Annotated in this window: 7 protein-coding genes; 4 read left to right on the forward strand and 3 right to left on the reverse strand. The window is 62.2% G+C overall.

Going from position 1 to position 12,018, the window contains the following annotated elements:
• Nucleotides 1-5 precede the first annotated feature (5 nt).
• Nucleotides 6-524, forward strand: coding sequence for a DUF3299 domain-containing protein (locus KGB21_RS23150; RefSeq protein WP_223506862.1), 519 nt, complete (start codon nt 6-8; stop codon nt 522-524).
• A gap of 219 nt (nt 525-743) precedes the next feature.
• Nucleotides 744-1,442, forward strand: coding sequence for an OmpW/AlkL family protein (locus tag KGB21_RS23155; RefSeq protein WP_223506863.1), 699 nt, complete (start codon nt 744-746; stop codon nt 1,440-1,442).
• 245 nt (nt 1,443-1,687) lie between these two features.
• On the opposite strand, the gene KGB21_RS23160 is transcribed toward KGB21_RS23155, so the two are convergent.
• Nucleotides 1,688-2,617 (reverse strand): NAD-dependent epimerase/dehydratase family protein, encoded by a 930-nt coding sequence (locus KGB21_RS23160; RefSeq protein WP_223506864.1) that lies wholly within the window; start codon nt 2,615-2,617, stop codon nt 1,688-1,690.
• Nucleotides 2,610-3,494: a sugar nucleotide-binding protein gene (locus KGB21_RS23165; protein ID WP_034148056.1), complete on the reverse strand. Its 885-nt coding sequence runs from the start codon at nt 3,492-3,494 to the stop codon at nt 2,610-2,612. Before KGB21_RS23165 ends, KGB21_RS23160 begins: the two co-directional genes overlap by 8 nt.
• A 309-nt stretch (nt 3,495-3,803) precedes the next feature.
• Here KGB21_RS23165 and KGB21_RS23170 point away from each other — a divergent pair, with 309 nt between their 5' ends.
• The gene (locus KGB21_RS23170; protein WP_223506865.1) at nt 3,804-8,108 is read left to right on the forward strand and encodes a DEAD/DEAH box helicase; all 4,305 of its coding nucleotides are present in this window, start codon (nt 3,804-3,806) and stop codon (nt 8,106-8,108) included.
• 114 nt (nt 8,109-8,222) lie between these two features.
• Here the strand turns inward: KGB21_RS23170 and KGB21_RS23175 are convergent, their stop codons facing one another.
• A complete protein-coding gene (locus KGB21_RS23175; RefSeq protein WP_223506866.1) occupies nt 8,223-10,355 on the reverse strand; it encodes a mechanosensitive ion channel family protein in 2,133 nt (710 codons plus the stop codon).
• A gap of 345 nt (nt 10,356-10,700) precedes the next feature.
• Between KGB21_RS23175 and KGB21_RS23180 the strand changes: the two genes are divergently transcribed.
• Nucleotides 10,701-11,903: an MFS transporter gene (locus KGB21_RS23180; RefSeq protein WP_034148059.1), complete on the forward strand. Its 1,203-nt coding sequence runs from the start codon at nt 10,701-10,703 to the stop codon at nt 11,901-11,903.
• Nucleotides 11,904-12,018 lie beyond the last annotated feature (115 nt).

A 12,018-nucleotide genomic window follows, 5' to 3' on the forward strand; every position in this document is an offset into this window, starting at 1 on the left:
TGAAAATGCCCCGCGCTCTGCTTGCGCTGTTGATGCTGGTCGCCCTGCCCCTGTGGGCGGCCGAGCCGAAAGAGCTGACCTGGTCGGAAATGATCCCGCCGGATGCCCCGGCGGAAGTGCCGAACATGACACCGTTGCACGACATGTCGAAAATGAGTGACGCCCTGTCCGCCGAGTCGGCGCCTGCGGCCCGGCAGGACATGCCCAACGCGCCGGTGGTCAAGGCGCTCGACGGCAAGAACATTCGTCTGCCGGGGTACATCGTGCCGCTGGAAGTGAGCGAGGAAGGTCGCACCACGGAGTTTCTGCTGGTGCCGTATTTCGGCGCCTGCATCCATGTGCCGCCACCTCCGTCGAACCAGATCGTGCACGTCAAAAGCGAAGTCGGCGTGAAGCTCGACGAGTTGTATCAGCCGTACTGGATCGAAGGCGCGATGCAGGTCAAACCGTCCACCAGCGAACTCGCGGACGCCGGGTATCAGATGGAGGCGGACAAGATTTATGCGTATGAACTGCCGGAGTGAACCCGGCAGATTTGCGCAGTGAGTAACACCGTCATCGCGAGCAGGCTCGCACACATTTGGAATGCATTTCCCTGTGGGAGCGAGCCTGCTCGCGATGAGGCCATCAAAAACACCACAAAACTACCCCCATCCCACTTTCATTGAGCTGGATCAACAGACCGAATCGTTAGCAGCCTTACCATTGGACATCAAAAATTTTTAACGTCCTTTGGAGCCCCCATGAACAAGTCCTTGCTCGGTGCCGCGCTGTTTTCCCTCGCGCTCGCAGCCCCGCTCGCCCACGCCCACGAGGCCGGTGACATCATCCTTCGTGCCGGCGCGATTACCGTCAACCCGAAGGCCGACAGCTCCAGCGTCAAGGTCGATCAAGGCCCGCTGAGCGGCGCCGACCTGGGTGGCAAGGCGACCATGAGCAGTGACACGCAATTGGGTCTGAACGTGGCCTACATGATCACCAACAACTGGGGGATCGAGTTGCTCGCGGCCACGCCGTTCGAGCATGACGTGAAACTCAAAGGCACCGCCCTGAGCGCCGCCAATGGCAAACTCGGTACGCTGAAACACCTGCCACCGACCCTCAGCGTTGTGTACTACCCGCTGGATTCCAAATCCGACTTTCAGCCGTACGTCGGCGCCGGTATCAACTACACGTACATCTACGACGAGCATGTCGGCAGCGAAGCCCAGGCCAAAGGCTGGAGCAACTTCAAGGCAGAAAACTCCTGGGGCATGGCGTTCCAGGTTGGTGCGGACTACATGATCACCGACCACATCATGCTCAACGCCCAGGTGCGCTACATCGACATTGACACCCGCGCGACCGTAGAAAACGACGCCGTAGCACCGGGCACCCGCGCCCGGGTCAATGTGGATGTCGACCCGTTCATCTACATGGTGGGGTTGGGTTACAAGTTCTAACGAGCAATCACGTGGTGGTGACTGCGGGCATTTGTGGCGAGGGAGCTTGTCGGATCGCCGCACCGTCCCGCTGGGCTGCGTAGCGGCCCCAGGATTGGCGACAGCGGTGATTCAGAAAAACCGTATTTGCCGGATATGCGGCTGCTGCGCAGCCGAGCGGGAGCAAGCTCCCTCGCCACAGATTTTGTATGTAATGCCCATGAAAAAGGCGCCTTCAAGGGGCGCCTTTTTTTCGGCTGCTTGCCTCAGCGGCCCAACAACCGCGCCAGCCCGACACTCATCGGCGTCTGCTGCGGACGGTCGAAGCGTTCCAGCAAGCGCCGGTTGTCCGCCCGTGAATGACGGATGTCACCGGAGCGCGCCGGGCCGTAGCTCACGGGCGGCAGTTTGCCGACCACGACTTCAAGGGCTGCCAGCATTTGCTTGAGGTTGGTCGCCTGGTTCCAGCCGACGTTGACCGCGCCCTCTTCCACCTGAGTTTTCTCGATGGCCTGCACCAGCAAGTCGACCAGATCCTCGACGTAGACAAAATCCCGCGTCTGTTCACCGTCACCAAACACGGTGATCGGCAGGCCTTTCTGCGCGCGTTCGCTGAAAATGCTGATCACCCCGGAATAAGGCGAGGACGGATCCTGGCGCGGGCCGAAGATGTTGAAGAAGCGGAAAATCACCGGTTCCAGTGCATGCTGGCGCCGATAGAAATCGAAGTACTGCTCGCTGGCCAGTTTGTCCGACGCGTAAGGCGTCAACGGTGCCTTGGGCGTGTCTTCGTTGATCGACTCGCCTTCGCCATTGTTGCCATAGACCGCCGCGCTTGAGGCGAACAGCACGCGCTTTACGCCGGTCTGGCGCATGGCTTCGCAGACATTCAGCGAGCCAATGAAATTGCTTTGATGGGTCTTCACCGGGTCGTCCACCGAAGCCTGCACCGAGGCCACTGCCGCCAGGTGCGCCACGGCGCTGCAACCGAGCATCGCTTGGGCAACCAACGCGGCATCGGCAACGTCGCCGACGATCAGTTCGACCTTGGGATTGTCCAGCGGCAGATTGCTGCGCTTGCCGGTCGACAGGTCATCGAGAATCCGCACCGAATGGCCCTTGGCAAGCAACGCGTCGGTCAGGTGCGAACCAATGAAACCGGCACCGCCAGTGATTAAAACGGGGCGGTCAGCCATGACGATAGAACCTGTCCAGTAAGCCGGGAAGCGCCGCACGCCAGGCGCGTGGCTTGATCCCGAAGGTGTGCAGAATTTTCTTGCAGGCCAGCACCGCGTGTTGCGGTTCTTCGGCGGCGTCCGGCCGCGCGGCATGGGCCTGGGCGGTCGGGGCTTCGATGGCCAGCGGATGCAGGGCGCGCGCTTCGGTGAGGATCGCCTGACCCAACGCCAGCGGCGTCGTCGCCTCATGCCCGGCGTAGTGATAGGTGCCCCACAACGGCGCGGCGCAGTCGAGTTGCTTGAGTACCGAAATAATCACCCGGGCGGCGTCATCCACCGGGGTCGGATTGCCGCGACGATCGTCGGCCATCAGCAGCTCTTCCGGATTTTCCGCCCGGCCGAGGAAGCGCCCAAGGGTGCCGTCGGGGCTGTCATCGAGCAGCCAGCCGAAACGCAGCAGTACGTGTTGCGGACACGTGGCGCGTACGCTCTGTTCGATCCGCCACAAGGCCTGACCGCGCAGGCCCAACGGCACTGGCTCGTCTTTTTCGCTGTAGGCGGTCGCGCGGGAACCGTCGAACACGCGATAACTCGACGGTTGCAGCAGAACGATGTTGTGGTGCTGGCACAGTTCGGCCAGGCGCTCGATCGCCCGCTCCTGCCCGGCCAGACGCTGTTCGCTGACCGCCTCGGCCTGGAACCAGTCGAAGTAGTAGGCGAGGTTGATCAACGCGTCCGGGCGGGTGTCGTCGAGCAGTTGCGTCAGGCTCGCGGCATCCCAGCCGTCTTGGGGTGGGCGGGGGGCGAGGAAACCGATGTCTTCCTCCGCACCGAGGCGAATCAGCGCCTGCCCAAGGGCATTTCCGCCGCCCAGTAACATAAGGCGCATTCGCATAGAGTCAGCAGGCCCAATCTGATTGAAACAATGGCTTTGTCGACAACGCTTGCGGGCGCTGTCGTCGATAGATGCCGGAATCGTTGCATTTTGCGGGTTTAGTGCGCAACCGTCATCCGTAAAGTGTAGATGTGCGGGATTTCAATGCAGCCCCAGTGGCGAGGGAGCTTGCTCCCGTTCGACTGCGAAGCAGTCGCCAACAATTTGGGGCCGCTTCGCAGCCCAGCGGGAGCAAGCTCCCTCGCCACAGGGGCTGTGACAACCGAGCGGTACTTGCAACTTCCCCGCCCCACCCGCATAAATCAGCACATGAACCTGCCCATCCCCGCAGACAGTGCCCTGAGCGGCTTCCACCCCGCCGTCAGCGCCTGGTTCAGCAAGACCTTCGCGACGGTGACCGCCGCCCAGGCCCGGGCGTGGCCGTTGATCCGCCAGCGCCGTTCGACCCTGATCGCCGCGCCCACCGGATCCGGCAAGACGCTTACCGCGTTCCTCGCCGTGATTGACGACTTGGTCCATCGAGGCCTGGAGCACCCTGAAGGTTTACCTGACGAGACCCTGGTGGTCTACGTCTCGCCGCTCAAGGCGCTGTCCAACGACATCCGCATCAACCTGCAAAATCCATTGGCCGGCATCACCGAGCAATTGCACGCCATGGGCCTGCCGCCCTTGCAGATCACCACCGCCGTGCGCACCGGCGACACGCCGCAAAAAGACCGCTCGGCGATGCGCAAAACAGCGCCGCATATTCTGGTCACCACCCCGGAATCGCTCTACGTGCTGCTCGGCTCCGACTCCGGACGGCAAATGCTCAAGACCACGCGCACGGTGATCGTCGATGAAATCCACGCCATCGCCGCCAGCAAACGCGGCAGTCACCTGGCCCTGAGCCTCGAACGCCTGCAGGCGCTGTGTACTGAGCCGCTGGTGCGCATCGGTCTGTCGGCCACGCAAAAACCCATCGAAGCGGTCTCTCGATTTCTGGTCGGTCGTGATCGCCCCTGCGAGATCATCGACATCGGCCACGCCCGCCCGCGAGACCTGGGCATCGAAGTGCCGCCCGTGCCGCTGTCGGCGGTGATGGCCAACGATGTCTGGGAACTGGTCTACAACCGCCTCGCCGCCCTCGCCCGCGAACACCGCACCACGCTGATTTTCGTCAACACCCGACGCCTCGCCGAACGCTTGAGCCGACACTTGAGCGAACGCCTCGGCAAGGACGCCGTGGGCGCGCACCACGGCAGTCTGGCCAAGGAGATTCGCCTGGACGCCGAGCAGCGACTCAAGCGCGGCGAACTGCAAGTGCTGATCGCCACGGCGTCGCTGGAACTGGGCATCGATATTGGCGATGTCGATTTGGTTTGCCAGATTGCCTCACCGCGCTCTATTGCTGGGTTTCTGCAACGAGTCGGTCGCTCCGGGCACCAGGTCGGTGGCACGCCCAAGGGCCGCTTGTTCGCCACCACCCGCGACGATCTGATCGAATGCGCTGCCCTGCTCGACTGCGTGCGTCGGGGCGAACTCGACACGCTGCTGATTCCCGAAGCGCCGCTGGACGTGCTGGCGCAACAGATCATCGCTGAAGTCAGTTGCCGGGAGTGGTCGGAGGACGCGTTGCTCGCACTGTTCCGCCAGGCTTCGCCCTACGCCGCGCTCGACGAAAAGCACTATCAAGCGCTGCTGCAAATGCTCGCCGAAGGCTACAACGGGCGCCAGGGTGTCCGCAGCGCGTACCTGCACCGCGACGCCGTCAGCCGTACCCTACGCGGTCGTCGGGGTGCCAAATTGACCGCCGTGACCAGCGGCGGGACCATTCCGGACAACGCCGATTACAGCGTGCTGCTGGAGCCGCAAGCGTTGAACATCGGCAGCGTCAACGAAGACTTTGCCGTGGAAAGCATCGCTGGCGACGTGTTCCAGTTGGGCAATACTTCGTATCGGATCCTGCGGGTCGAAACCGGCAAGGTTCGAGTCGAAGATGCCCACGGTCAGCCACCGACCATTCCATTCTGGCTCGGCGAAGCGCCGGGGCGCAGTGCCGAACTGTCATTTGCCGTGGCCCGCTTGCAAGCGCAGCTTGATGAACTGCTCGGTGCCACGCCGGGCAACTTGCAGCCCAGTCTCGACTGGCTGACCGACACCCTCGGTTTGAACCTGGCCAGCGCCGAACAACTGGTCGAATACCTCGCCCGTGCGCGCCAGACCCTCGGCGCCCTGCCCTCACAAGACACGCTGCTGATGGAGCGGTTTTTCGACGAGTCCGGTGGTACGCAACTGATCATCCACAGCCCGTTCGGCAGCCGCATCAACCGCGCCTGGGGCCTGGCTCTGCGCAAGCGTTTTTGCCGCACCTTCAACTTCGAATTGCAGGCCGCCGCCAGCGAGGACGCCATCGTCCTGTCGCTGTCCACCAGCCACAGTTTTGAACTGGATGACGTCTGGCGTTACCTGCACAGCAACAGCGCCGAGCACACGCTGATCCAGGCCGTGCTCGATGCGCCGCTGTTCGGTGTGCGCTGGCGCTGGAATGCCGGCGTGGCCCTGGCGTTGCCGCGTTATACCGGCGGGCGCAAAGTTGCGCCGCAGATCCAACGGATGAAAAGCGAGGACCTGATCGCCAGTGTGTTTCCCGATCAGATTGCCTGCGTGGAAAACCTCGTAGGCGAACGGGAAGTTCCCGACCACCCGCTGGTGGAGCAAACCCTCGACGATTGCCTGCACGAAGCGATGGACAGCGAAGGCTGGCTGACCTTGTTGCGGCGCATGGAGCGTGGTGAGGTGCGGTTGATCAGCCGCGACCTGCCCGCGCCTTCGCCACTGGCGGCGGAAATTCTCAGCGCCCGGCCCTACACCTTTCTTGACGACGCGCCGCTGGAAGAGCGCCGGACCCAAGCCGTTATCAACCGGCGCTGGAGCGATCCACAGTCCACCGACGACCTCGGAGCACTGGACGCCGAGGCGATTGCCGCCGTGGGCGAAGAAGCATGGCCGGCACCAGGTAGCGTCGACGAAATGCACGAGGCGTTGATGAGCCTGGCCTGCATCACCGAGGCCGAAGCCAGCGCCAACGCCGGTTGGCTCGATTGGTTAAATGCCCTGGCCGACAGCGGCCGTGCCTGTCGCATCAATCACTCACTTTGGCTGGCGCGGGAACGACTGACCTGCCTGCGGGCGATTTATCCACAGGCCATTTTTTCGCCGCCGCTGGAGGCGTTGCCGGGATTCGATGAAGCTTGGCAAGCAGACGACGCCGTACTCGAAGTAATTCGCGCCCGGCTCAGCGCGTTTGGTCCCCTGCCACTGCCGGCGATTGCCGAACCGCTGCTATTGCCGACGACACAAGTCACCCACGCACTGGCGCATCTGGAGCGCGAAGGTTATGTATTGCGCGGCCGCTTCACGCCGGGCAGCCATGAAGATGAATGGTGCGAACGGCATCTGCTGGCGCGGATTCACCGCTACACAGTCAAGCGCCTGCGCCGGGAAATCGAGCCGGTGGCGTTGCAGGATTTCATGCGTTTTCTGTTCGACTGGCAGCACTTGTCCAGCGCCACCCGCGGCCAGGGCAACGCGGTGTTGCTGGCGATCATCGCGCAGTTCGAAGGCTACCCCGCCGCCGCGTCGGCCTGGGACAGCGACGTCCTGCCAGCGCGTCTCAAGGATTATTCGCCGACCTGGCTGGACGAGCTGTGCCGCAGCGGCAAACTGGTCTGGACTCGGCTCACTGCGCGCAACAAAAGCACCGGCACGGCCCTGCGCAGCACGCCGATTCTGTTGTTGCCGCGCAATCGGGTCGGGCTCTGGAGCGACTTGACCGAACAGACGCCAGTCAGCGAACTGTCGCCGAAAACACAAAAGGTCCACGCCGCGCTCAGCCAACACGGCGCGCTGTTTTTCGATGAGTTGATTCACGAGGCGCATCTGCTGCGCGCGGAACTGGAAATCGCCTTGCAGGAATTGGTGGGCGCCGGGCTGGTGAATGCCGACAGCTTCGCCGGCCTGCGGGCGCTGATCACGCCGGCCAGCAAGCGCCAGCAGCGCAGTAGCCGACGTGGGCGCGGCGCGTTTGTCGGCGGCATGGACGATGCCGGGCGCTGGGCGCTGTTGCGACGTGGTGTTGGCGCGCCGGTTGTGGATAACCAACGTCCGGCGCCCACGCCTGCCGAGACCCTGGAACACATCGCCATGACGCTGCTGCGCCGCTACGGCGTAGTGTTCTGGCGCTTGCTGGAGCGCGAGGCGGACTGGCTGCCGAGCTGGCGGGAATTGCTGCGTACCTTCCATCGGTTGGAAGCCCGGGGAGAAATTCGCGGCGGGCGGTTTGTCAGTGGTTTGGCGGGCGAGCAGTTCGCGTTGCCCGAGGCGATTCCACTGCTACGCGAGGTACGGCGTCGACCCCATGACGGGAGCTTGATCGCGGTGTGCGGGGTCGATCCGCTGAACCTCGCCGGCACGCTGTTACCCGGCGTGAAAGTGCCGGCGCTGGCGAGTAATCGGCTGGTGTATCGCGATGGTTTGCCGGCGGCTGGGCAGATTGCGGGTCAGCCGTATTTTTGGCTGGAACTGGATCAGCAGGCGATGGCTGAAGTGCACAGTAAATTGATCCGGCATTGATGTTGGCTGGGCTGCCCTCGTCGCTGGCAAGCCAGCTTCCACAGAGATTTCTGTTGTTCACAAAACCCTGTGGGAGCTGGCTTGCCGGCGATGAGGCCATCACAACCGACACATTTACTGAGGCCGCGACCCCTCCGGCAATAACACCGCCGAATGCTCCGGCTCAGCCGCCCCATCCTGCAACGGCTCAGCCGGATGTTGCCTCGGCATCAAAACCTGCTGTGGATAAGTCTGCGCGAAATGCACCCACGGGCTGTTATCCACAAGCTTTTTCAAACGCTGGTTGAACGCCCGGCTCACCGCATATTGCCCACCGGACACGGTACGAAACTGCGCCGTCAGCACCACGCCGTTGAGGTCCATTTTGTCGACGCCGAACACATCCAGCGGCCCTTGCAGGTTGTACTTGAGGAACGGGTCGTCACTGATGGAATGCCCGGCCTCGCGAATCAGTTCGATGGCCTTGTCGACATCGGTGTCGTAAGTGAACTGCACCGAGAAGAACGCATAGGCAAATTGCCGCGATTGGTTGGTGACAGCCTTGATCTGGCCAAAGGGCACCGAGTGCACGAACCCTTTGCCGTCGCGCAGGCGCAAGGTGCGGATGGTCAGGCCTTCGACGGTACCGGCGTGCCCGGAGTCGAGCACCACCCAATCGCCGATGGACAGAGTGTCTTCGATGATGATGAACAACCCGGTAATCACGTCCTGGACCAGTTGCTGGGAACCGAAACCAATCGCCAGACCGATGACCCCGGCACCGGCCAGGAACGGCGCAACATTGATGCCCAGATTGGCCATGGTGGTGATGGCGCAGATCACCACCAGGATGATTTTGACCGCGTTGCGCAGCAACGGCAGGATGGTTTTCACCCGCGTACTCGGCTGGCGTGCTCCGCGTTTGCTGGCCGGAGGTTTCAGGGCTTCCTGGATCGCCGTGTCGAGCACGACCCAGACCATCCAGGTCACCAGGAAGATCAGCCCGATGTGGCTCAGGGAATCACTGATCGCCCGACCCACCGCATTGCTCACCGCGAATTCGAACAGCGACACGCCCCAGATTCGCCCGAGGATATCGATGAACACGATAGCCATGGCGATGCGCAGTAACGCGTGGGAAAGGCTCAGAAAGCGTTCTTTGTAGGCGCCATTGCGGCGTACGTCGGTCTCGCTGCGGGTCTTGAACAAATGGTGCAGCGTGGTGCTGAGAAACACCGTCGCAATCAGCAACACCGTAGTAAACAGCGCGCTGCGCAGCACTTGCTGATTGTCATCGCCGATGCCGATCAGGTTGATGATCGAGACCAGCACCATCAACAGAATCGGCCAATACCAGAGCCCGGAAAAAATCCGCAGCGTTTCGCGCAACGCTGGCTGCGATCGACGTTGGGCCAGCGGCAGAATCCGGATCACATGGGCGACCGGGCGGCGCATGCGGATCACCAGCAAACCAAAGGAAATCGAGGCCGCCAGACCGGTAAACACCGCGATGCTGCTGGTGAGGTTGTTACCCAATTGATGGGCGATCTGCGGGCTGGTCAACGCATCGCTCAGGGCCACGAGGAAACCGATCGCGAACAGCGGCCGTGGGCTGTCATGGCGAATGATCTGTACCGCCCGGCGCTTGTGCCCAACGTTGAACAGCACCGCCAGGGACATCACCAATGACGCGGCGAACACACCACTGCTGGAGGCATAAGCCAAACACAGTGCCAGTGCGCGGCCGGCCGAAACAGGCAAAAACTGGCTGACATAAATCGTCAGCGGCAAGCTAATCACCGCCGGAATGCTGTAGGGCAACACATAACCCAGCAACGCCTGCCCACGCTCTCGACTGAGCAGCAGTCGATGGCGGCACAGACGTTCGGTCAAGAACTTGCCGAACAGCCAAAGCAGCCCGAAAACACCGACCCACACCGCCGTCAGCAGCAGAAAATCCCCGGCCACGGCCCAGCTCGAACGGGCCGATGGACGATTGACCAGTTGATCCACCTCATCGGCGGCACGGTCAGCGCGCAAACGCCAGGCGTCGAGCAGGTCCTTGTTGAGATTGAGCTTGTTCTGGATTCCATCGATGCTCGAACTGATGGCGCCTAGCAACCCGCCCTGCACCAACGGTTGCGGATGGGCTGGCGGTGTCGCAGCGGTGGTGGCTGCCGGCACGCCTGGTATTACTGCTGCTTCCAGTTCCTCGCTGCCGAAAAACAGCAGCGCCCCCAATAGCATCGCGGTCTTGAGCTTGATCAACGTACCCGCTCCTTTGGACAAGACTGTAAGGAACTGATCGGGAAATGCCGGGCAAGTTCGCTGTTGGCCCACAGATGATCGGGTGTTTGACGCTTCCGTGGCGAGGGAGCTTGCTCCCGCTGGGGTGCGAAGCGCCCCCAAACCGGTTGCTTCAGACACACCGCATACTTTGGTTTTGCGACTGCTTCGCAGCCGAGCGGGAGCAAGCTCCCTCGCCACAGTGCTCCCGTGTCACCTGCAATATTTGATCTACACGCAAATATCAAATGCTCATCCCTGTATTTTTCCGCACAACCCAAACCCTGACACTGCGCTCCATCGAATCAACCCACCGGAGTTGCAGCCATGCCCATTGCCTTGCTCGCGCTGACCCTCAGCGCTTTTGCCATCGGGACGACCGAATTCGTCATCGTTGGCCTGTTACCGACCATCGGCGCCGACCTCGGGGTCAGTCTGCCGTCCGCCGGCCTGTTGGTCAGCCTGTACGCGCTGGGCGTCGCCGTCGGCGCTCCGGTGCTGACCGCCCTGACTGGCAAAGTCCCGCGCAAATTGCTGTTGTTGTCGCTGATGGTGCTGTTTACCCTCGGCAATCTGTTGGCCTGGAAAGCGCCAGGTTATGAATCGCTGATCATTGCGCGAATCGTCACCGGGCTGGCCCATGGGGTGTTCTTCTCGATCGGCTCGACGATCGCCACCAGTCTAGTGTCCAAGGAAAAAGCCGCCAGCGCCATCGCCATCATGTTCACCGGCCTGACCGTGGCACTGGTTACCGGCGTGCCGTTGGGTACTTTTATCGGCCAACATTTCGGCTGGCGTGAAACCTTCCTCGCCGTGTCGGCATTGGGTGTCATTGCCTTTATCGGCAGCCTGCTCTACGTGCCGAAAAACATCGCCCACAGCAAACCCGCTTCGTTGTTGCAGCAGTTGCAAGTGCTCAAGCAGCCACGCCTGTTGCTGGTCTACGCCATGACGGCGGTCGGTTACGGTGGATCGTTCATCGCGTTCACGTTCCTGGCGCCGATCCTTCAGGACATCTCCGGCTTCAGCGCCAGCACCGTCAGCCTGGTGCTGTTGGTCTACGGCGTCTCGGTGGCTGTCGGCAACATCTGGGGCGGCAAACTGGCGGACAAACGCGGCCCGATCAGCGCCTTGAAAATCATCTTCGCCCTGCTCGCCGCCGTTCTGTTTGTCCTGACCTTCACCGCCGGCAACCCATGGCTGGCACTGGCCACCGTGCTGGTCTGGGGCGCCGTGGCGTTCGGCAACGTGCCGGGGCTGCAAGTGTATGTGGTGCGCCAGGCTGAACATCACACGCCCCATGCGGTGGACGTGGCGTCCGGCCTGAACATCGCCGCGTTCAATCTCGGTATTGCTGGCGGCGCGTGGGGTGGTGGCTTGATCGTCGCCCACATGGGATTGATCCATACCGCGTGGATCGGTGGTTTGGTGGTGTTGGTGGCGTTGGCATTGACCGCGTGGAGCGGACGTCTGGATCGCCTCGGCCCGGTCTATTCCCAAGGCTCAACCCGCATCGTCGCCGGCCACTGATCCCCTGTAGGAGCTGCCGCAGGCTGCGATCTTTTGATTTTGTTCTTCAAGATCAAAAGATCGCAGCCTTCGGCAGCTCCTACAGGTGTTTCGCTTTGACCGTCCGTAGCCTCGC

Source organism: Pseudomonas sp. GL-RE-29, assembly GCF_019947275.1.
GTDB classification, from domain to species: Bacteria; Pseudomonadota; Gammaproteobacteria; order Pseudomonadales; family Pseudomonadaceae; genus Aquipseudomonas; species Aquipseudomonas fluorescens_A.

Coding starts and splice junctions, on each gene's coding strand:
- KGB21_RS23150 (WP_223506862.1), top strand. CDS start 6: ATGCCCCGCGCTCTGCTTGCGCTGTTGATGCTGGTCGCCCTGCCCCTG.
- KGB21_RS23155 (WP_223506863.1), top strand. CDS start 744: ATGAACAAGTCCTTGCTCGGTGCCGCGCTGTTTTCCCTCGCGCTCGCA.
- KGB21_RS23160 (WP_223506864.1), bottom strand. CDS start 2,617: ATGGCTGACCGCCCCGTTTTAATCACTGGCGGTGCCGGTTTCATTGGT.
- KGB21_RS23165 (WP_034148056.1), bottom strand. CDS start 3,494: ATGCGAATGCGCCTTATGTTACTGGGCGGCGGAAATGCCCTTGGGCAG.
- KGB21_RS23170 (WP_223506865.1), top strand. CDS start 3,804: ATGAACCTGCCCATCCCCGCAGACAGTGCCCTGAGCGGCTTCCACCCC.
- KGB21_RS23180 (WP_034148059.1), top strand. CDS start 10,701: ATGCCCATTGCCTTGCTCGCGCTGACCCTCAGCGCTTTTGCCATCGGG.